Source organism: Bifidobacterium catenulatum subsp. kashiwanohense JCM 15439 = DSM 21854 (assembly GCF_001042615.1).
GTDB classification, from domain to species: domain Bacteria; phylum Actinomycetota; class Actinomycetes; order Actinomycetales; family Bifidobacteriaceae; genus Bifidobacterium; species Bifidobacterium catenulatum.
Map to the genome: position 1 here is coordinate 1998521 of NZ_AP012327.1, position 21508 is coordinate 2020028.

A 21508-nucleotide genomic window follows, 5' to 3' on the forward strand; every position below is an offset into this window, starting at 1 on the left:
CCGTTGATGTACGCATTCACGCACGTCAACGGGCTTCTTGTTTTTGCATACCTTTCAACGTCCGGATTTTCCCACCCACTGGAAGAATCACCCCACAAACCAGCCCCTCAGCGGGCAAAAACCTCCACCCACTGGAACAATCACCCCAGCAAAAGCCATCTCAACGTCCCAAAACCTCCAGATACTGGAAGAAAACGGATAAAACCATACCCTCCAAGTGTCCGGATTCCTCCAGCGAGTGGAAGAAATAGCCCGCAAGCGGGATACACTCATATCACATACGCATATTCGCTGGGACCGCTATAGTGGAACACGTAATTCACGGCATGCGAACAGTATTCGCAGAATTCAAAGCCCGCTGGCTGGCGCGGCAGTTCTATGTCGGTACCCCTCTAGGCGTAGGCGGACGTGAGACTCCGTCGAGGCCCATCCCGTGGAAAACCGGCGGGATGAACCCATATACCAGTTATGTTGATTCAAATACTACTCATAGCCATTTCCGTATCTATGGACACGTTCGCCGTTTCCATCGGCAAAGGCCTCACCATCAAAAAACTGCGCGGCCTCGACGCGTTCAAAACCGCCCTCTGGTTCGGCGGATTCCAGGCGCTTTTCCCGCTGCTCGGATATTTCGCCGCGTCCACGTTCAGCAAATACGTGACCGCCGTTGACCATTGGATCATTTTCGGTCTGCTCGCCCTCATCGGCGGCAACATGGTGCGTGAAGCATTCGAAGAGGATGAGGAAAACGCCAAGGAAACCGCTGATTTCGATTGGAAACACATGCTTCCGCTCGCCGTGGCCTGCAGCATCGACGCATTCGCCGTTGGCGTCAGCTTCGCATTCATGTCGCTGAACATTTGGATTTCAGTGATCATCATCGGCATCACCACCGGACTGTTCTCCGCAGCCGGCCTGTATATCGGCCGCGCATTCGGCTCGCACTGGCAGAAGCCCGCACAGATCGCGGGTGGCATCGTGCTTATTCTGATCGGTGTGAAAGTACTGCTGGAACATCTCGGATTCCTCGCATAACAATCGCAAGTCAGATAAAAACGGATATACAAACTACAGCAAAAGCCCGTGATCGCACATGATTACGGACTTTTGCATTACGATTATTGTAAAAACGATTATTTTCTTATGATTGCTTTCCCACGATTGAAAGAATCGCATTACCAAAGTATGACGTTCGCATACGATGCAAGGCCGACCACAATTCCGGAAATCATAACCGGCAGCAGCGCGATGCCAATCCACGGATTCTTGGATTGTGGATCGGGATCGGCATTACGATTCCACCAATACGAGCACACATCGAGCGCAACGATCAGCAACAGCGACACGATCACGGAGACAATCCACGCCGGGCTCACGGCAAACTCGGTGGAAGCCGCGTTTTCGCCGGAACGAATCGGCAGCAACGTTGACAAGAAACACCAGCCCGCGCTGCCAATCATGGCAACGCCTTCCACAACATTGTGCGACAGCGAACGAATCAGATGCGTACGGTTCTCACGCGCCATTTGACGCCCGAACGAAACCACGATCAGCAGGATCAGCAGACCGCCAACACCGGCAATCCAGCCTTCCTGCATCCAAAACGTGTCTTCGTTGCCCAAACCAGCGGGGAAAATCGCACGTCCAAGCATCACCGTCGTGGCACATACCACGGAAAGCAAGCCCGCAACCACGGAAATCACATGACCCACAACACCATCGCGGAACGGGTTGAACACGGCAAGCAGCGCAATCATCGCCACGGAAGCCGCAACAGTGAACGACACGATTGCAGGCTCTTCCGTATTCCCATAGGAAATGCCAGGAATCAGCGCAAGCACAACCAGCACCACATATGCGGCGATTTGGACGGCAAGCACCTTACCGAACGAGGCTTTCTGAGCCGACTTGACGGCAGCTTTTTCAGAGGCGGTCATTTCGTCCCCTTTTCATGATTTTCCATAATGTGGTCATTACGTATGCAATACCATTAAATGTAGCCGCAAGTGTCCACATAGTTCAGATAAAATTAACGAAACGCCGATAACACACAACAAGAGTACAATCGCGGCAACGATACAAAACCAGCACAAGAGATAAAGGGAGCTAACGTGACGGATCTGACGCTTATGACGTTCGCTAGCGACCCAGCTACCGTGCTTCCTTCTCTGGCGCTGCTTTCCCACCGCGTGCGCGTGCTGCCGATGGATGCGGCAAGTCTGGTGAAAATGCCGGAAAGCACCATTCTTTTCCTTGACGCGCGAGACGACCTGGCTACGGCGAAAACGCTGTGCCGCCTGATTCACGCCTCTGGACTTTCCACGCCAATCGTGCTCATCCTCACCGAAGGCGGGTTCACCGTGGTCAATTCGCAGTGGGGCATCGCCGACGTGGTAGTGGCGTCCGCCTCTCCGGCCGAGGTTGAGGGACGTCTTCGCCTGGTGTCGGAGCGCGGCAACTCGCCGATCAACGCAATGTATGGTTCCGGTGACTCGGGCGTGCAGAACGAAGACGGCATGATCCACTCCGGAGACTTGGTAGTGGACACCAACGGCTACACGGCAAGCCTGCACGGGCACCCGATCGATTTGGCATACAAGGAGTTCGAGCTCCTCAAGTATCTCGTACAGCATCCGGGGCGCGTGTTCACCCGCGCGCAGCTGCTGCAGGAGGTGTGGGGCTACGACTATTACGGCGGCACCCGTACAGTTGACGTGCATATCCGTCGCCTTCGCGCCAAGTTGGGCGGCGAATACGAGCATGTGATCGGCACTGTGCGCAATGTTGGCTATCGTTTCGACCCTCCCGAAGAGGAAGAGAGCGAAGCTGCAGCCAAGGATGCTGCAGCCCGTAACGCTTCGGACGAAAGCTGATTTTCTTACTATCCGCTTGCTTGTCAGACGATTTGCAATACTTGCGATTGTTGCAATTGTCTGCGATTTGACTGTCGGCTATTTCACTTTCGTGCGAGCAGTTGCACTATTCATACGACGGTAGACTGGTAGTGTGCCCAAGGAATCGAAACAAGCGCGACTGTCACGCATGCATCAGGAATACGCAGTATTGTGCGAGGAGATTCCACATCCGAAGTGCGCGCTGAATTTTTCGAATCCTTTTGAATTGCTGGTGGCGACCGTACTGAGCGCACAAACCACCGACAAGCGGGTGAATATGGTCACACCGGAATTATTCGACGAATATCCGGGACCAGACGCACTTGCGAGCGCCAATCCCGAACGTGTGGAAAGCATCATTCATTCCATCGGATTTCATCATACGAAAGCAAAGAACATCATCGGACTTTCTTACGCATTGTGCGAACGGTTCGATGGCAAAGTGCCGCAAAATATGGACTCTTTGACAAGTCTGCCAGGCGTGGGACGCAAAACCGCGAATGTAGTACTTGGGAACGCTTTTGGCGTGCCGGGTTTTCCTGTTGACACTCATGTGATTCGTGTGACCGGTCGACTGCGCTGGCGTTCGGATTGGGCGAGTGGATCTCCTGACCCCAAGGCCATTGAACGCGAGATCACCGCATGCTTCCCACCCGAGGAGTGGACTGATCTGTCTCACAGGCTGATACTGCACGGTCGTGCCATATGCCATGCTCGCAAGCCGGACTGCCTGAACTGCCCGCTTAACGACACCTGCCCCAGCGCATTCGCAGCGTAGTTCCGTATCGGACCTTCCAACGGGGGTTCTCCCACCCACTGGAACAATCACCCCGTAGATGCAGCACCCGCTGTAGCACGTGTCAACTAGACTCGGCAACATGGAAGAAGAAAACGGGCGGGAAACCAAGCTAAAAGCCGAAATCACGCGGTGGCTGGTCTTTTTCGGCGTCGCCATCATGCTCAGCGTCATGACCTGGCTGGGATGGTCGCTGACGAACCGCAAAAATCCGATCGCCTCCTTCACCACGCTCGTTTCCGACTCCTCCGTGGCCATCGGTATTCAGGGCAGCGCGCCGGAATCGCCTGACATCCGCAGCGAACAGGGCACTGCAATAGAGCAGGCGCTGCTCGAAAACGTGTACGAGACCTTGGTATCACGCAGCGAAACCAACAAACTGCAGCCGTCAATCGCCAAATCATGGCGGATTTCCGACGACGGACTGACCTACACGTTCACGCTCAACACCAACATGACCTTCGCCAACGGGCATAAACTCGACTCGTCGGACGTAGTCTGGTCGTTGCAAAACGTCATCAACAATAATTACGTGGGTGCCGACCAGCTCGGCAATCTCAAGGAAATCACCAATCCTGACGGAAACACAGTAGTCATCGCGCTTAATCAGCCAAATCCAAGGCTTTTGCGCGCGCTCAGCGGGCGTGCCGGCATCGTCTACGACGAGGAAGAAAGCAAGGCGAATTACAGTAAAAAGGCCGTGGGATCGGGCCCGTTCACCGTGGCGAGCACGTCGAAATCGCAGATCGTGCTGCAACGCAATGACTCGTATTGGGGCACCAAAGCCGCAGCATCGCAGGTAATCCTGTATTACTACTCTTCTGAAGATTCCCTGGTCAGCGCCATGGAAGCCAAGAAAATCAGCATGGCATTGCCGTTGAGCGCATCGGCGGCGGACGAGCTCAACCAGCAAAGCGGCATCAATTCCGACAACGGCATCAGCTTCGACAAAGTGATGCTCGCCTTCAACAACGGTGCCGAAAGCCCATTCTCCGACGAGCAGATCCGTAAAATGACGCGCTACGCCATCGACGCCCAATTCATCGCCAAAGACGCTCCGGACGCCTATTCGCCGCTCGGCGGTCCGATCAGCCCGCTGGAAGACGGCTATGAGGACTTGAGCGAACTGTTCCCATACAATCTTGAACAAGGTCAGCAGATGCGCAGCTATTTCGGCGCCTCCTATATCGCCGATATCGATCTGTTGGTACCCAAGAAATACGAGCAGATCGGCAATACCGTGAAATCGGCGATCGAACAGCTCAATATCGGCGTCAATCTGGAAGTGCTTGATTCCGCGGCACAAATCACGGAACGCATGAACGCCGGCACGTACAATATCGCGCTCACCACTATGAGCGGCGAAAACGATGCGAGCGTATTCACCGACGGCCAAAGCATGTTCCATTTCGAAAATGGCGATGCGCAGCAAGCATATGCATATGCGATGGCGGCCACCAACGACAGCGATTATCAGGATCGCATGCGCACGTATGCACGCACCGTCAGCGAGAACGCGGCAAGCGACTGGCTGTACACGCGTAAGAATTTCATTGCGGTAAGCGACCAATTACAGGGATATCCGAAAAATCTGACCGACCGACTGCTTCCATTAAGCAGAATAAAACTGCACTGATTTTCCTGCGATTATTTCGCGATTTCGGCATTCGGTTGCAGTTCCGTAAGTTGTCACATTCGCTTTCTAGACTAGCGTTTATGACTGAAAGCCAAGATAATACCATCAACGCGAACCTCACGCCGCTGCCCGACAAGGTCGGCGTGGACGGTCTCGAAGACAAGTGGCGCGGAGTCTGGGACGAAAACGAAGTCTACAAGTTCCAGGGCACCCGCGACCGCAAGGCCGTCTATTCCATTGACACCCCGCCACCCACCGTTTCCGGCCACCTGCACGTGGGCCATGTGTTCTCGTACACGCATACCGATGTGATCGCGCGATTCAAGCGCATGAACGGCTACGACGTGTTCTACCCGATGGGCTGGGACGACAACGGCCTGCCGACCGAACGCCGTGTGCAGAACTATTACGGCGTGCGCGTGGACACCTCCCTCAAGTACGACCCGAATTTCGTGCCGCCGTTCGAAGGCACCGATGGCAAGAAGATCGACGCCAAGGATCAGGTTCCGATCTCCCGTAAGAACTTCATCGAACTGTGCGAAAAGCTCACCGCTCAGGATGAGAAGCAGTTCGAGGCGCTGTGGCGTTCCCTCGGCCTGTCCATTGACTGGACGCAGACCTACCACACCATCGGCGAGCACCCGCAACGCGTGGCGCAGAAGGCATTCCTGCGCAATCTGGCCCGCGGTGAAGCGTACCAGAAAGATGCTCCGGGCCTGTGGGACGTGACCTTCCAGACCGCAGTGGCTCAGGCCGAACTGGAATCCCGCGAATACCCAGGCTTCTACCACAAGGTGGCCTTCCGTCTCGAAGACGGCACTCCGATCTACATCGAAACCACTCGTCCGGAACTGCTGGCGGCCTGCGGCGCACTGATCGCGCATCCGGACGACGAGCGTTACAAGCAGTATTTCGGCCAGTACGTCTACTCCCCGCTGTTCCATGTGAAGGTGCCGATTCTGGCGCACAAGGCTGCGGAAATGGACAAGGGCGCCGGCATCGCCATGTGCTGTACGTTCGGCGACGTGACCGACGTCGAATGGTGGCGCGACCTGAACCTGCCGTTGCGTTCCATCATCCAGCGCAACGGACGCATCGTCATGGACACCCCGGATTGGATCGAAGACGAGGAAGGCAAGCGTGTCTTCCAGGAGACCGCCGGCAAGACGACGTTCTCCGCACGCAAGGTCATCGTCGACGCACTGCGCGAATCCGGTGATCTTGACGGTGAGCCGACTCCGACCAAGCGTATGACGAACTTCTATGAGAAGGGCGACAAGCCGCTCGAAATCGTCACTTCCCGCCAGTGGTATCTCAAGAACGGCGGCACCGATCAGCAGCTGAACGCCGAGCTGATCGAACGCGGACGCGAACTGAACTTCCACCCCGATTTCATGCGCGTGCGTTACGAAAATTGGGTGAACGGTCTGAATGGCGATTGGCTGATCTCCCGTCAACGCTTCTTCGGCGTGCCGTTCCCGCTGTGGTATCCGGTGAATGAAGATGGCACCGCCGATTACGATCATCCGATCGTGCCGAGCGAAGATCGTCTGCCGATCGATCCGACCGATGATGTGCCGGAAGGCTATAGCGAAGACCAGCGCGATGTGCCTGGCGGCTTCACTGCGGAGCCTGACATTATGGATACGTGGGCGACCTCGTCGCTCACCCCGCAGATCGTGACCCGTTGGGAAGAACCAGGTGAAGAGAACCAGGCGATTTTCAATGCCACGTTCCCGATGGATCTGCGCCCGCAGGGTCAGGACATCATCCGTACCTGGCTGTTCTCCACCGTGGATCGCGCGCATCTTGAGAACAAGTGTCTGCCGTGGGCCAATGCCACCCTGTCTGGCTGGATTCTCGATCCGGACCACAAGAAGATGTCGAAGTCCAAGGGCAACGTGGTCGTGCCAGACAAGCCGATCAAGCAGTTCGGTGCCGACGCGGTGCGTTATTGGGCCGCTGCGGCACGTTTGGGCCTGGATGCCACTTACGACGAAGGCCAGATGAAGATCGGCCGCCGTTTGGCCATCAAGCTGCTCAACGCCACCAAGTTCGCGCTGGCCATCGGCCGTGAGGATGAGAACCATCATGTGGGCGCTCCGGCAACCGCAAACTGGAACCCTGCCGACGTGACCGAGCCGCTGGACCGCGCAGCCATGGCCAAGATGGCCCTCGTGGTGCGCGAAGCCACCGAAAGCCTCAACAACTACGAGCATTCCAAGGCTTTGGAAGTCATCGAGAACTACTTCTGGCAGTTCTGCGACGATTACATCGAACTGGTTAAGAACCGCGCATACGGCACCGCCGACGCCACCGGCCGCGTGCCGAGCGAGAAGGCTGTGAAGTCCGCCCGCACCGCACTGGGACTGGGCTTGGATGCCTTCGCACGCCTGCTGGCACCGTACCTGCCGTATGCCACCGAAGAAGTGTGGAGCTGGATGCATGAGGGCGAAGGCTCCGTGCACCACGCCGCATGGCCGAAGGCTGAAACGTACGATGCGGCCGCAGCAGCCGTCTCCCCGGAGCTGCTCACCCATGCCGGTGAAGCTCTGGCAGCGCTGCGTGGCATCAAGTCGAAGGCCAAGGTTTCGATGAAGACTCCGATCCTTTCCGTGCAGCTGGGCGTTTCCGACGAGGCACGCAAGTCCATCGAAAGCGCATTGGACGATATCGCCGAAGCCGGTCGTGTGACCGGACCGATCTCCTTCACCTCGCCTGCAGCAGCAGCCGAAGGCGAGGACGAGGCCGCAACCGACGTGACAATCGCTGAAAGCGAGCTGGGCGAGCCGCCGGCAAAGAAACCTAAGAAGTAATCTTCTGAAATCATATCGGCCGGCAGTTCTCACGGGACTGCCGGCTGACGGTAAAGCCTCCTTTTGTATTGCCCCGCATTCGAAAAACCGGAAAATCACATTCCCTGCCAGAATATGTACCCCCGTACTCGAAAAAGCCGCATTCCCGATGCGCAATCGCAGTCAACGCACGAAAGAGGGCATCAAAGCGGCGTTCCAAGCCGAAATACGCACCCCCGTATCCGAAAAAAACCGGGAAAACCAATCCAAATCGCTCTTATTCATGAACGGGGGCCACGCCAAAACAACCACAAATCGCACCCACCAGCGGAAACAGCCAATCTACAGTATCGGGACAGCCAGCAAATACTGCGCGACGCCAGTCGCCTTTACGGAGCCAGCCGACAGTCCAGACTGCATCACACCGTCCAAAATCTCGGCCGCGGCAGCCAACTCAACCGTCTCGTCGATCAAATCGCCATTATTTGGCGCAAACTCGCTTTTCGCCAAACCGTAGCCCGAGATCGGCATCGAGCCGACGGATTCGGAACTGCCATCCGAAGCGGCGGAATCGCCCTTCTTCGTGGAGCCATCCACTCCCCCAACCTTCGCCACGTTCTTCGACGTGGCGTCCGCGGCCGCGCCGAATGACGGACGCAATCCACCCGCATAGCTCATCACATCGTCCATGCTGATGGCGTTCTTGTCGTCAACCAAGCTGGAGGAATCGGCGGCATCGCCCTTGGCCTGCACCCGTTCCGCCTTGTGCTGAGCCTTGGCACGCGACTTCTCGGCCTTCGCGCACAACGCACGCCCAGCCGAAACGGCGCGTATCGAATCAAGCACCGAAGAGCCGTCAGCAGCGTTGGAATCCGATGTCTCGTCATCCGGATCCAGCTGGTCAGCAAACCGCACGATGATCTGATGGAACGCACTGGCCTGCCCGATGTGCTCGCTAGCGTCCGCCAACGCGGTCATCGCGGCGGAGACCTTGTCAGATGCGGTTTTGAGCTTCTCATTGCCCTTGATGCCGGCACGCACGTCGGCGATCGCCTGGTTTTCGTATTCGGATGCGGTGCCGGTGGTGGCGCCCAGTTCCTTGAGTCGAGCCGTGTATGCGTCGGTGAAGTCCATCGAATACGGAATCATCGCGGAGGACAGCTGTGACTGGCCGACGCTGTAATCCTTGGAGCCGCGCTGCTGCTCCTCACCCGCGCGTTTGCCTAGCTCTCTCACCAGCCCGGATGTGCCGCGCTGTTCGATGGTGCGGATCACCTCGTCGACCGCATCAGCGGCACCAATATGTCGGTAGGCGGCGCTCACGTCGTTGACGGCGTTGGCAAGATCCGCCACGGACTTGGCTACGGGGGTGTCGCCGTTCAACTCGGATGCGGTGCCGAGAATGGCGGACAGCTGCGTGGAATTGCCGAGTGAGCCGGACAGATGCGTGGTATACGAGCCGACGTACGCCTCGACATAGGTGTCGAACGCCTGCTCATGCGCTTTGGAACGCGTTGAGATGGTCTGTTTGGCGATCGCTTTTTCGTTGTCCCGAAGCTTTTCCAGTTGAGAAATGAGCTTGCGATTGCGCTGCGAACCAACGTTGGTCAACCCGTCTACCAGCGTCGCCGCACGCTTGGTGAGATCAGGCAGCGATTGGCCGACATCGCCATCCACCGCGGCGACGGCCAGCGAGCTCATGGAGAAGCGATTCGCCGTCACATACGTGTTAAATGTCAGATCCTCACCGGGTTTGCCGGCTGCGGCCACCAGTGTCGAAGTGTTGTCCGACGAAACGACCACACCGTCATCAGAGGTCACGTCATTGCCGACGCGGCTGGGGATGGTGAAAGCGACGATCGGCGTCAAATCGGCCGTTTTGCCGGCATCAACGGCATGCAGGGAGATGCGCACGCCAACCATTCCGGAAGCGCCGGAAATTTCGGAAGCGCTCACATTGGGACCGTCAAGAGTGAATGTGGCGGACACTTTCCATGGCATTGCCACAGTGCCTTTGGGAATGCGCTGTGATGCGTGCGATGCAGAAGTTCCGCTTTGGGTCAGGAAAAGACGGCCAGGCTTATCGATGGATTCGTATGCGCTCATCACGTCACTTTGCGTCACCTCGACCGCATATTGCCTGTTCTGCCGCACGAACGTCGCCACATTGGCCGCTTCGACGGCCGCGACCGGAATCGCAGCGACAAGCACCACAGCAGTAGCCGCGGAAAGATGGCGACGGACATCCAGTGGATGAATCGTGAGTGTGTGACGCATGCCGGACCTCGCAATCGCAATCGTAATTCCATTCCAAAGCATTCAATGTAATGCCCGGCATGCCCCGAAATACTTGTTTTCCACCGAAAACAGACAGGTCAGGCGAATACGTCGAGCACGCCCGGATCTCCACCGTTTTCGGCAATGCGCTTATGCCTACGCTTGGCTTCGGTCACCACGAATTCGCGATACATTTCGGCGATATCAGGGTCAAGACCCGCGTCGACGGCAATGCGATGCAGACGTTCAATCTGGTAGTTCTCACGCTTGTGATCGGCCGGCGCAAAGCCCGCACGCGCCTTCAGCACGCCCACTTGGGACGTGTATTTGAAGCGTTCCGCCAGCAGGGAGACGATGGCCGTATCGACATTGTCGATTGACTGGCGCAACGCGGCGATTTTCGCCACGGCGTCGGCGACCTCAGGATTGCTTTGCGCGGTACTCGCATCGATGATGGTTTCGGTTTCGTGTTCTTCTTCTGGCCGAAGCCAGTCGTGTTCGCTATCGCTCATGCATACAAGACTACCGCGCAAATGTCACTTGGAGAAGTACCGTTGCAGCACAATCGTGGTTTCAGTGCTCACCGGCACCGTCTGATGAATGACATTCAGCAGATCCTCAAGCTTGCCTGGTGAGGCCGTACGCACTGTCAGCATGTAGCTGGGAGAACCGGCAACGGAATCGCATGACATAATGCCGTCGATATCCTGCAACTTGTCGGGAATCTCGGATTCCTTGGAATAGTCGATCGGCGTCACCGCAATATAGGCGCGCACAGCAAGCCCGCGCCTCTCATCGTCGATGACGGCCTTGTAGCCGAGAATCACATCGCGACGTTCCAACTTCTGTACGCGCGACTGCACCGCGGAAATCGACAGTCCCGTAGCGTCCGAAAGCTGGGACAGCGTGGCGCGGCCATCCTCCTCCAACATGCGGAGAATAGTCTCGTCGATGTCGTCGAATTGGCCCACGTTCGCGTGCGTGGTGTCGGGTTCGTTGCCGTTGCCTGTCATACATACCCCTTTCCAACAAGCATTCTGCACCGGCCCGGCGGGACCGACTCCCCCTATGCAGCTCACAGTTCGTCCATTACCATACCCACCCCAACACACAATCCGTCAACCGCATTTTCGTAACATTTCCTACGAATTTCGATTTTCAATCACTTGTCTTTTATTTTTTACATATCTCCCCTTGTAAGGCAATATGATTTCCGTCTTTCAACTTTTGTTTTCGTATTTTTTAGCATGTCGGAATTTATGTATCGCATGTCCACAACGTGATCACCCATGCATCTGCAATGCCCTGAGGATATGCGAAAGGGTCGTATGACGATTGCCATACGACCCTTGGCTTGCTTACCGCAAATTGCGATCACTCGCGACTAATTGCGATCAATTGCTGCCGTTATTCGCGTTATTGCTGCTTTGCTGAATCAGCGACGCCATGAAGTCACGGTTGGTCGCGGTCTTCTTCAGACGTGGCACGAGCGTCTGGTAGGCCTGCTCAGGTTCGAGACCGCCAAGCAGTCGGCGCAGACGGTAGATAATCGGCAGTTCCTGCGGATCAGTGATGAGCTCCTCGCGGCGGGTACCGGAAGCGTTCACGTCAATGGCCGGGAATAGGCGCTTGTCTGCCAGTTCGCGGCTTAGGCGCAGTTCCATGTTGCCGGTGCCCTTGAACTCCTCGAAAATCACCTCGTCCATCTTGGAACCGGTTTCCACCAGAGCGGAGGAAATGATGGTCAGGGAACCGCCGTTTTCGATGTTGCGGGCGGCACCGAAGAACTTCTTCGGCGGGTACAGCGCCTGGGCGTCAACACCGCCGGAAAGGATACGGCCGGAAGCCGGGGCCGCGATGTTGTAGGCGCGGGCTAGACGGGTCATGGAGTCGAGCAGTACCACCACGTCCTGGCCGAGCTCCACGAGGCGCTTCGCACGCTCGATGGCGAGTTCGGCGACCGTGGTGTGGTCGGAGGCCGGACGGTCGAAGGTGGAGGAGATGACCTCGCCCTGCACCGTACGTTCCATATCGGTGACCTCTTCCGGGCGTTCGTCCACGAGCACGACCATCAGGTGGACTTCAGGATTGTTGGTGGCGATCGCGTTGGCGATGTTCTGCAAGGTGATGGTCTTGCCGGCCTTCGGTGGAGACACGATCAAGCCACGCTGACCCTTGCCGATCGGCGCCACAATATCGATGAGACGGCCAGTGAGCTTGCTCGGCGCGGTCTCCTGCTTCAGACGCTCCTGTGGGTACAGCGGGGTGAGCTTGTTGAACTGCGGACGGTTCTGCGCGGCCTCGACGGTCATGCCGTTGATGGAGTCGATGGACTGCAGCGGTACGAACTTCTGACGCTGGTTACGACGGTCGCCCTCACGCGGGGTGCGGATGGAACCGTGCACTGCGTCGCCTTTGCGCAGGCCGTACTTCTTGACCTGGCCCATGGAGACGTACACGTCGTTCGGTCCCGGCAGATAGCCGGACGTGCGCACGAAAGCGTAAGAATCAAGCACGTCGACGATGCCTGCGACTGGCACGAGATCCTCTTTCGGCTCCTCGTGGCGCTGTTCTCGTTCGACATTGCGCTCCGTGCGATCGTTACGGTCGGCACGATCATTGCGATCATTGCGATCGCTGTTACGGCCACGACGATCGTCACGCTCGTCATAATCGCGGTCACGGCCACGCAGACGGCGTCCGCGACGATCCGCACGATCTCCCCTGTCGCTGGCACGACCACGGACACGACGTGCAAAATCGCCATCCTCAGTTTCGCCATGGCGCTCGTCGTCCTCGTTGCCCTGCGAAGGCAGCGTGGCGAGAATGTCGTCGAGATCGCGCACGACATCCTCATCCTTCGGCTCCTCCGCTACACGGCGACGACGACGCGGCTCGGCATCGACCTCATCGTCCTTGCGATGGCGACGACGATCGTCCTGCTTCGGCGAAGCATCATCCAGTCCCAATTCGGCGAGCAGATCGGTAGCCGCTTCTGTGTCACGGCGACGACGGCGCTTCGGAGCCTCGTCAAGGCTATCCAAAGCGTTCACAGCGGCCATAACGTCCGCGGCATCCTTGCCTGCCGGCGCTTCGTCCTGCTTGCGGCGGCTGGAACGCTCGGAACGCTCAGTGCGCTCGACGCGGGTCCTTCCAGAGGTTTTGGAAGCCGTCTTTTCAGAATTCTCAGCATCATCAGCCTTGACTGCGGCAGCCTCAGCAGGCTTGTCGGCCTCTTCGGCCTTACCAGCCGCGACCTCAGCGTCTGCGGATGGAGTTGCGGCCTGAGCTGCCGAAGCGGTGAACGCTGCGGACTTCGGAGCGCGTACGGTCACGCCGGCCGGCGCCTCGCCACCGGAACGGGCGGCCTGAAGCGTCGCGATAAGTTCCGGCTTACGCATGGTGGAGGTGCCACGAAGGCCCATCTGCTTGGCGAGCTCCTTGAGCTCAGGCAGTTTCATGTCTTCAAGATTCGGGCTGGTTGCCACTGGTTTTTGCCTTTCCCCTAGCTTCCGCAGGCACACGCCCACGACAGCTGTAAAAAAGAGATACGGAAATGTTCCGCCACTGAAAGTCCGCCGCGAAATATCACGGTTTTCGAACTTTTCTAACCATACAACGTTATCCAGACCAACGCAACGCAGGCGTGCCAACGTATTCACGCCAACCGCAAATCACAAATCACAATGCAAAAGACCCGTCATGCGATCACACGACGGGTCTTTGTCTGCAACAACAGTATGTCGGACTTACCGAAGCTTACTTTTCCTCGTGGTAGCTCTTGTCGGTATTGACGGACCACACGTTTTTCTTGGACGTCTTGCCATTCTTGATATTGCCGACAGCCTCGATGGCGGTGGCCATGGAATGATCCATGTTGTTGTAGCGGTGCTGGCCGTTACGTCCGACGCAGTACAGATTACCGAAGGAATCGAGGTATTCCACGAGCTCAGACATGCGGTCGTACGTGTCGAAATAGGCCGGATATGCCTTCTTCACGCGCTCACGATGGGAATCGATCACGTCCTGCGGACCGTTGATGATCTGCATGCGGGTGAGCTCCTGGATGGCGAACTTCTTCGCCTCCTCGTCAGACATGTTCCAGAAGGAATCGCCCTCTTCGCAGAAGTATTCAAGGCCGATCCACACGGTGTTGTCTACGTCCTTGACCAGGTACGGGCTCCAGTTGTTGAAGATCTGCAGGCGGCCGACCTTGTAACCCGGATCCTGCACGTAAATCCAGCAATCAGGCACGATCGGCGGATTGCCGAGGGTGGGAATGTCGGTGGTGTTTGGCAGACGCAGGTGCTTGACGAGCAGTCCTACGGTCACGAAATCGCGGTACGGCAGACCGTTGGCGATTTCGGTCATGTCTTTCGGCGCAGGCTTGCTGGAAGCGTCCACAGCGTTGATGAGGTCCTTGACAGGCATGGAGGAAATGAAGTCGTCCGCCGTCATTTCGGTGCGGTTGCCCTCGGAATCCTCATACACTACGGAAGCGATCTTGCCGTCGGCCTGGCGAATCTCCACCACATTCGCGTCGGTGATGACCTTCACGCCAGCCGCCTCGCAGTTGGCCTCAACGGTTTCCCACAGCTGGCCCGGACCATACTTCGGATACCAGAATTCCTCGATCAGCGAGGTTTCGACCTCAGCATTGCTGCGCTTCTTCGGCAGGAGCTTCTGGAACGCGTTCTTCAACACGCCCATAATGCTCAGGCCTTTGACGCGTTGCGCACCCCAATCAGCAGAAATCTGGGACGGATGGCGCCCCCACAGCTTTTCGGTATAGCCCTCGAAGAACATGGAATACAGCTTGCGGCCGAAACGATTGATGTAGAAGTTCTCCAGATTGTCTTCCGGCAGCTTGTGCACCATGGACTTCAGATAGCTGAAACCGGCAACCAACGTAAGCTTCGGCCCCATGGCCTTCAACGTGTTGGCGCTCAGGGAAATCGGGTAGTCAAAGAAGTGGCGGTTCCAGTAAATACGAGACACGCGATGACGCTTGAGCATCACCTTGTCTTCGACTTCCGGATCCGGGCCGCCCGGTTCCATATCGTGCTCACGACCGAGCTTCTTGTCATCATAGCTTGGCGCACCCTGCAATGGAAGGACCCCCTTCCACCAATCCATGATGCGTTCGTCCTTCGAGAAGAAACGATGGCCGCCAATATCCATACGGTTGCCATCATGCTTGACGGTGCGGGAGATGCCGCCGAATTCGCGGGTCGCTTCCAACACGGTCACGTCGTAGTTCTCGGAGCCACCGTCCTTGATGAGCTCCCAAGCGGCGGTCAGGCCTGCAGGGCCACCGCCGATAATCACCACGGATTGCTTTTGCGTCACTTTGAGGTCTCCTTATGAAAACAAAAATCCCTGATAGTCTACCCGAGGGTAGGGAAACGAACATCGCATCTTGTGCGAATGCTTACAAAATCAAGCCAAGTCAGGCAATACCGAACCAAGCAGTCTAAAACAAACAAGGCAATATCAGACCGAGCAAAGCGATCGCGACCATATCGACTATATGGAATCAGGAATGTCGATATCGGTTTTCTGCACTTCCTCGACATTGACGTCCTTGAAAGTGACGATACGCACGTTCTTGACGAAACGACTGGAACGATAGACGTCCCACACCCACGCGTCGGTCAAACGCACGTCGAAATACACGTCCTGACCGGCGGAACGTACGTTGAAATCGACTTTATTTGCCAAATAAAAACGACGTTCCGTCTCAACAACGTAAGTAAATAATTTAATAACGTCGCGATATTCCTTATACAAAGCCAGTTCTGCGTCGGTTTCGTAGTTATCGAGATCCTCGGCGCTCATCACTTACCTTCCACATCACGCTTGCGACCACGACCGAGCGTACGCCACCAAGCTTCCTTCGACGTCTTGCGCTCGCCAGCCGTATACGGCCAGCTGTTTTCGACATCGGCATCACCATTAACGGACTTACGATCGTCACGCTCGCTTTGCCGCGCAGCATCCACGCCTTCGACGTTCTTCCGCTGGGACGCAGCCACATCATCCGCACCGTCAGAAAGAACTTCCCGCACGGATTGCGCAACCGCCGCAGCATCGTCGGCGCCCACACCTTCCGCATCAGGTTTCGTGGGATCCTTCTCATTCAGTCGAATGGCGATCGAATGCTCGCGTGCGCTCAAGGCCTCCTTGACGCCCGGATTGTCTTCGATCACGTGCATGCCGAACGCGTCAAGCGAGCGGATCGGATCAAACTCGTCAACCAGCGTGTCCATAACGATCAGATCCTGGTAACGGTTCTGAGAGGCGTTCCACAGGGCGTCGCGGGAGCGGCCGGAAGGCACGAATCCCAACGACTGGTACACAGACACGGAACGCGTGTTCTGCTCGGGCACAGCAACCCAAATGCGATGCATGCCAAGGCCTGCCGGCTCCGGCGCAAGACCGTACGTCATCACGCGCGGCATGATGTCTCGCGAATAGCCACGGCCCCGGTAATCCTTACCAAGCACCACCTGTATGCGGGCGGAACGAGCCCAACCGTCAATATCGATCAGGAAAATCATACCGATCACATTGTCGGAATTCGCGGCGTCAATCTCACCATCGCCATCATGATCGGCTTCGGTGACGATGGACCATGCGATCGTGCGACGTGATTCCGGGTCCCCCACACCGGATTCGAACGGAGCCTCGCCTTGGGACCATGCCACGGAACGACGCACCCATGCACGCACCGCGCCACGCTCGGCAACCCGGTCCTTACCGGTGATTCCGGAAGCGCCGACATACGCCTCGATGGCGTCCATGCGGTCGAGATCCTCGATCACGGCCGGGCGTAGATGCACCATCTCGCCCTTGATAGGCGGCACGATGATACGTTTCGGCAGCTCACGCGACTGCTGGTCCGACTGCCCCTGTGCTGCAACCTCAAGATTCTCTGGCATTTTTCCTGTCCCCTACGTCATTGCAGGCACGACCGTCGCCGCACCCATACCGAGGGTATTGTACCCGACTGTACGTCAGCTGTGAATTGGCGCGGCGGCAATCGTTGTACATCTTCCTCTATCAGCATAACTTGGTATTGAAAGACACGTCGGTGATAGTAAGAAAAACAACTGGCGATTATGCTCTTTCCCTTTCTTTCGGAAAGATAAGAAAACGCACGTTCCAAGTTTTTTGGAACGTGCGTTTTCATGCGGTTCAGCAATCGCAAGTAATCGTCGTAAACGTTACTTGATCTTGCTCATCACGATCTTGGTGACGGCCTTCGCGTCAGCCTGACCGCGAGTGGCGCGCATGACGGCACCGATAATGGCGCCCATCGGCTTCATGTTGCCGCTCTTGAGCTTTTCAACGATGTCAGGATTGGCTGCGAGAGCCTCATCCACGGCCTTTTCAAGAGCGCCGTCATCAGACACGACCTGGAAGCCATGCTTCTTGACGACCTCATCCGGAGTGCCCTCGCCGGCGAGCACACCTGCGACGGTCTGCTTGGCCAGCTTGTCGTTGAGCTTACCGTCGGCGATCAACTTCTCGACTTCAGCCACATCGGCCGGAGTAATCGGCAGCTCTTCGAGGCTCACGCCCTTGTTATTGGCTTCACGGCTCAGCTCGCCCAGCCACCACTTCTTGGCACCGGCTGCAGTGGCACCGGCCTTGACGGTTTCCTCAAGCAGATCCAGGGCATCGGCATTGAGCACGTCGCGCATCTCCAGATCGTTGAAGCCCCACTCACCCTTCAGACGGTTGCGGCGCTCACGCGGCATTTCCGGCATCTGGGCCTTCATCTCTTCGATGTGTTCCTTGGTGATGTGCAGCATCACCAAATCCGGATCCGGGAAGTAACGGTAATCGTCGGCATCGGACTTCACGCGGCCGCCGGCGGTGGTCTGCGAAGCCTCATCCCAGTGACGGGTCTCCTGCAGGATCTCGCCTCCCTCGGAAAGGATGGCGGCCTGACGGCGGATCTCGTACTGGATGGTTTTCTCGATACCGCGGAACGAGTTCACGTTCTTGGTTTCGGAACGAGTGCCGAACGGGTCGGACGGGCTGTTGCGCAGCGACACGTTCACGTCGGCGCGCATATTGCCCTGCTCCATACGAGCGTGGGAGATGTTCAGCGCACGCACGATGTCGCGGATGGCGCGCATATAGGCGCCTGCGATTTCGGGGGCACGGTCTCCGGCGCCTTCGATCGGCTTGGTTACGATTTCGATCAGCGGCACGCCTGCACGGTTGTAGTCGACCAGAGAGTGATCGGCACCTTCGATACGGCCGTCAGCACCACCGACGTGGGTGTTCTTACCGGCGTCGTCTTCGATGTGGGCGCGTTCGATCGGCACGCGGAACACAGTGCCGTCTTCAAGTTCCACATCAAGATAGCCGTTGCCGTTGGTCGGCTTGTCGTACTGCGAGATCTGGTAATCGCGCGGCATATCCGGGTAGAAGTAGTTCTTACGTGCGAACTGGCTCCATTCAGCGATTTCGCAATGCAGGGCAAGCCCCAGCTTGATCGCATAATCGACAGCGGTCTTGTTGACCACCGGCAGAGAGCCCGGCAAACCAAGGCTCACCGGGGTGAGCTGGCTGTTCGGATCGCCGCCGAACGAGACTTCGGCCGGGCAGAACAGCTTCGTGGTGGTGCTCAGCTCAACATGGGTTTCCAGACCGATGACCGGGTCGAACTTCTTGACGGCATCGGCGTACTTCATCAACTTTTCAGCCATTTTGTTTTCTTTCCTCCGATGCTTCTTACTTGTTCAAGCCGTCGAGCCACGGGGTCTTCAGGGACTGCCAGATCGGGCCGTTCCAATCCTCCTCGAGAGCTGCTTCAAGAGCTGCAGCAGGCTTGTACATGGCTTCGTCGCGCTGCTGCGGAGCGAGGAACTGGAAGCCGACCGGCAAACCGTCGTCGCTCAGGCCAGCAGGAATGCTCATGGCCGGAACGCCGGCAAGGTTGGCCGGAATGGTGGTGATATCGATGGCATACATAGCCATCGGATCTTCAGTCTTCTCACCGAACTTGAATGCGGTGACCGGGCTGGTCGGGCCAACAAGCACGTCAACCTTGTCGAAAGCCTTCTTGAAGTCATCGATGATCAGGGTGCGCACCTTCTGCGCGGAACCGTACCATGCATCGTAATAACCGGCGGACAGGGCGTATGTACCGAGGATGATACGACGCTTGACCTCGTCGCCGAAGCCGGCTTCACGCGTGTAGGCCATCATGTTGGCGGCGGTCTGAGGGACGCCCGCCGGCGGCATGACGCGCAGGCCGTAACGCATGCCATCGTAACGGGCCAGGTTGGAGCTGACCTCGGACGGCATGATGATGTAGTACGCACCGAGGGAGTACGGCAGGTGAGGCAGAGACACCTCGGTGATCTCAGCACCCATTTCCTCGAGCTTCTTGACGCCCTCGTTGAAACGTGCCATAACGCCCGGCTGGAAGCCTTCGCCGCCGAGCTCCTTGATCAGGCCGACTTTGAGGCCCTTCAGATCACGCTTCATGCCTTCGCGGGCGGCCGCCACCATCGGGCGCGGGCCTTCCGGAATGGACGTGGAATCACGCTTGTCGTGGCCGCCGATCACTTCCTGGAGCAGAGCCGCGTCGAGCACGGTGCGGGAGCACGGGCCGATCTGGTCGAGCGAGGAAGCCATGGCGATCGCACCGAAACGGGAAACGCCACCATAGGTCGGCTTGACGCCGACGGTACCGGTCAGCGAACCCGGCTGGCGAATGGAACCGCCGGTATCGGTGCCCAGAGCGAGCGGAGCTTCGAATGCGGCAACGGCAGCTGCGGAGCCACCGCCGGAACCGCCCGGAACGCGCTCGGTATCCCACGGATTGTGAGTGGTTTGGTAAGCGGAGTGCTCGGTGGAGGAGCCCTGTGCGAACTCATCGAGGTTGGTCTTGCCCAGCAGCGGCATGCCCGCGGCCTTGAGCTTCTCAATGACGGTGGCATCGTACGGGGGCACCCAGCCTTCGAGGATCTTGGAGGCTGCGGTGGTCTCGATGCCCTTGGTGACGATCATGTCTTTGATGGCGATCGGCACACCGGCGAGTTCCGGCAGTGCGGACTTTTCCTCATCGGACTTGGAGTCGAAGGCATCGGCCTGTTCGAGAGCCTGTTCGCCAGACACTTTCAGGAAGGCCTTGATGCTCGGCTCAGCAGCCTCGATGACTTCGAGGTGCGCCTCGACCAGCTCGCGGCTGGAGACTTCCTTGGACTTGATCTTGGCCGCCATCTCAGCGGCGGAAAGCTTGACGAGTTCGCTCATGTCACTCCTCCCCCAGAATGCGCGGTGCCACAAACATGCCGGCTTCGGAAACCGGGGCGCCCGCGGTTGCCTCTTCCTGAGTCAGCGGGGTTTCCGGCACATCCGGACGCAGGTAGGCTTCCAGCGGAATCGGGTTCGCGGTAGGTTCCACATCGTCGGTAGCGACTTCCTGGACCTTGTTGATAGATTCTGCGATGACGTTCAGATCGCCCTGCAGACGGGCGATCTCCTCGTCAGTGAGTGCAATTCGGGCCAAATCGCCCAGATGCACGATTTCTTCTTTGGTGAAAGTAGGCATGTCCCTAACATTAACGCGTCTGTGTGACGAGCGCCCCGCCCATTTCGCCCATCGCCCCAGCCTCACGCTCCAGCCGCAACGGCCTCGCCGAACCAGTAACAACAGCCCAGCCACAACCAGCACACCATCTCGCCAAAGTCCCGCCAAAAACGCATCAGGGACGCACCAGGGACGCGCCAAAAGCACGCGCGCAGTCCCAAATCCCCCAGTCACTGGAACAATCCACCCGCAAACCAGCCACTCACAATCCCAAAACCTCCACCTACTGGAACAATCACCCCGCTGACAGGACTCCAATCGTCCCGATTCTTCCAGTGACTGGGGGGAATCACCCCGCTAGACGCTCCACAGGAGACCAAAAACCTCCATCCACTGGAGAAATCCACCCGCGGAAGACCCTGATAAAGTCTCAAATCCCCCACCTACTGGAACAATTAGGACTCTAAGCAGTATCTCAATACTCAAAATACCCCGTAACAGAAGAAAACAGTCTAAATTCACATGAGATAAGCTGACATTAACCTTTATCTACAA

16 protein-coding genes are annotated in these 21508 nt (G+C 57.4%); 5 read left to right on the top strand and 11 right to left on the bottom strand.

What is annotated here, in order from left to right:
- Nucleotides 1-468 precede the first annotated feature (468 nt).
- On the top strand, nt 469-1035 hold the full coding sequence (locus tag BBKW_RS08500; RefSeq protein ID WP_033501434.1) for a manganese efflux pump MntP: 567 nt from the start codon (nt 469-471) through the stop codon (nt 1033-1035).
- 140 nt (nt 1036-1175) lie between these two features.
- Here the strand turns inward: BBKW_RS08500 and BBKW_RS08505 are convergent, their stop codons facing one another.
- Nucleotides 1176-1937 (bottom strand): hypothetical protein, encoded by a 762-nt coding sequence (locus tag BBKW_RS08505; protein ID WP_033501435.1) that lies wholly within the window; start codon nt 1935-1937, stop codon nt 1176-1178.
- A gap of 174 nt (nt 1938-2111) precedes the next feature.
- Here BBKW_RS08505 and BBKW_RS08510 point away from each other — a divergent pair, with 174 nt between their 5' ends.
- The 4 genes from BBKW_RS08510 to valS all read left to right on the top strand — a co-directional run bounded on the left by BBKW_RS08510 (nt 2112) and on the right by valS (nt 8142).
- Nucleotides 2112-2873, top strand: coding sequence for a winged helix-turn-helix transcriptional regulator (locus tag BBKW_RS08510; RefSeq protein WP_033501436.1), 762 nt, complete (start codon nt 2112-2114; stop codon nt 2871-2873).
- Nucleotides 2874-3042: 169 nt separating this feature from the next.
- Nucleotides 3043-3672 carry an endonuclease III gene (gene nth / locus BBKW_RS08515; protein WP_033501437.1) on the top strand — a complete coding sequence of 210 codons (630 nt, stop codon included), beginning with the start codon at nt 3043-3045 and terminating at the stop codon, nt 3670-3672.
- 100 nt (nt 3673-3772) lie between these two features.
- Nucleotides 3773-5326, top strand: a complete 1554-nt coding sequence (locus BBKW_RS08520) for an ABC transporter substrate-binding protein (protein ID WP_033501438.1) — start codon at nt 3773-3775, stop codon at nt 5324-5326.
- A gap of 80 nt (nt 5327-5406) precedes the next feature.
- Entirely contained in the window at nt 5407-8142 is a 2736-nt protein-coding gene (gene valS, locus BBKW_RS08525; RefSeq protein ID WP_033501439.1) for a valine--tRNA ligase, read from the top strand.
- A gap of 321 nt (nt 8143-8463) precedes the next feature.
- Here valS and BBKW_RS08530 read toward each other — a convergent pair whose 3' ends face one another.
- From BBKW_RS08530 to gatC, 10 genes are all read right to left on the bottom strand, one after another.
- Entirely contained in the window at nt 8464-10398 is a 1935-nt protein-coding gene (locus BBKW_RS08530) for a hypothetical protein (protein WP_414835666.1), read from the bottom strand.
- 98 nt (nt 10399-10496) lie between these two features.
- Nucleotides 10497-10910, bottom strand: coding sequence for a chorismate mutase (locus tag BBKW_RS08535; protein WP_033501441.1), 414 nt, complete (start codon nt 10908-10910; stop codon nt 10497-10499).
- Between the two features lie 24 nt (nt 10911-10934).
- A complete protein-coding gene (locus BBKW_RS08540; protein WP_033501442.1) occupies nt 10935-11411 on the bottom strand; it encodes an Lrp/AsnC family transcriptional regulator in 477 nt (158 codons plus the stop codon).
- A 381-nt stretch (nt 11412-11792) separates the two neighbouring features.
- Nucleotides 11793-13886, bottom strand: coding sequence for a transcription termination factor Rho (gene rho, locus BBKW_RS08545; RefSeq protein WP_033501443.1), 2094 nt, complete (start codon nt 13884-13886; stop codon nt 11793-11795).
- A 271-nt stretch (nt 13887-14157) separates the two neighbouring features.
- Nucleotides 14158-15747 (bottom strand): NAD(P)/FAD-dependent oxidoreductase, encoded by a 1590-nt coding sequence (locus BBKW_RS08550; RefSeq protein ID WP_033501444.1) that lies wholly within the window; start codon nt 15745-15747, stop codon nt 14158-14160.
- Between the two features lie 177 nt (nt 15748-15924).
- Nucleotides 15925-16236 carry a DUF2469 domain-containing protein gene (locus tag BBKW_RS08555; RefSeq protein ID WP_003833998.1) on the bottom strand — a complete coding sequence of 104 codons (312 nt, stop codon included), beginning with the start codon at nt 16234-16236 and terminating at the stop codon, nt 15925-15927.
- A complete protein-coding gene (locus tag BBKW_RS08560) occupies nt 16236-17339 on the bottom strand; it encodes a GNAT family N-acetyltransferase (RefSeq protein ID WP_033501445.1) in 1104 nt (367 codons plus the stop codon). Before BBKW_RS08560 ends, BBKW_RS08555 begins: the two co-directional genes overlap by 1 nt.
- A 285-nt stretch (nt 17340-17624) precedes the next feature.
- Nucleotides 17625-19121, bottom strand: a complete 1497-nt coding sequence (gatB, locus tag BBKW_RS08565) for an Asp-tRNA(Asn)/Glu-tRNA(Gln) amidotransferase subunit GatB (protein ID WP_003833994.1) — start codon at nt 19119-19121, stop codon at nt 17625-17627.
- Between the two features lie 25 nt (nt 19122-19146).
- Entirely contained in the window at nt 19147-20676 is a 1530-nt protein-coding gene (gatA, locus tag BBKW_RS08570; protein ID WP_033501446.1) for an Asp-tRNA(Asn)/Glu-tRNA(Gln) amidotransferase subunit GatA, read from the bottom strand.
- Between the two features lies 1 nt (nt 20677).
- Nucleotides 20678-20974, bottom strand: a complete 297-nt coding sequence (gene gatC, locus BBKW_RS08575; RefSeq protein WP_033501447.1) for an Asp-tRNA(Asn)/Glu-tRNA(Gln) amidotransferase subunit GatC — start codon at nt 20972-20974, stop codon at nt 20678-20680.
- Nucleotides 20975-21508 lie beyond the last annotated feature (534 nt).

Bases quoted from the DNA above. Each gene is read 5' to 3' on its own strand.
- BBKW_RS08520 (WP_033501438.1), top strand. From the start codon at position 3,773: ATGGAAGAAGAAAACGGGCGGGAAACCAAGCTAAAAGCCGAAATCACG.
- BBKW_RS08500 (WP_033501434.1), top strand. From the start codon at position 469: ATGTTGATTCAAATACTACTCATAGCCATTTCCGTATCTATGGACACG.
- nth (WP_033501437.1), top strand. From the start codon at position 3,043: ATGCATCAGGAATACGCAGTATTGTGCGAGGAGATTCCACATCCGAAG.
- BBKW_RS08540 (WP_033501442.1), bottom strand. From the start codon at position 11,411: ATGACAGGCAACGGCAACGAACCCGACACCACGCACGCGAACGTGGGC.
- BBKW_RS08535 (WP_033501441.1), bottom strand. From the start codon at position 10,910: ATGAGCGATAGCGAACACGACTGGCTTCGGCCAGAAGAAGAACACGAA.
- BBKW_RS08555 (WP_003833998.1), bottom strand. From the start codon at position 16,236: ATGAGCGCCGAGGATCTCGATAACTACGAAACCGACGCAGAACTGGCT.
- gatA (WP_033501446.1), bottom strand. From the start codon at position 20,676: ATGAGCGAACTCGTCAAGCTTTCCGCCGCTGAGATGGCGGCCAAGATC.
- valS (WP_033501439.1), top strand. From the start codon at position 5,407: ATGACTGAAAGCCAAGATAATACCATCAACGCGAACCTCACGCCGCTG.
- BBKW_RS08560 (WP_033501445.1), bottom strand. From the start codon at position 17,339: ATGCCAGAGAATCTTGAGGTTGCAGCACAGGGGCAGTCGGACCAGCAG.
- gatB (WP_003833994.1), bottom strand. From the start codon at position 19,121: ATGGCTGAAAAGTTGATGAAGTACGCCGATGCCGTCAAGAAGTTCGAC.
- BBKW_RS08505 (WP_033501435.1), bottom strand. From the start codon at position 1,937: ATGACCGCCTCTGAAAAAGCTGCCGTCAAGTCGGCTCAGAAAGCCTCG.
- BBKW_RS08530 (WP_414835666.1), bottom strand. From the start codon at position 10,398: ATGCGTCACACACTCACGATTCATCCACTGGATGTCCGTCGCCATCTT.
- gatC (WP_033501447.1), bottom strand. From the start codon at position 20,974: ATGCCTACTTTCACCAAAGAAGAAATCGTGCATCTGGGCGATTTGGCC.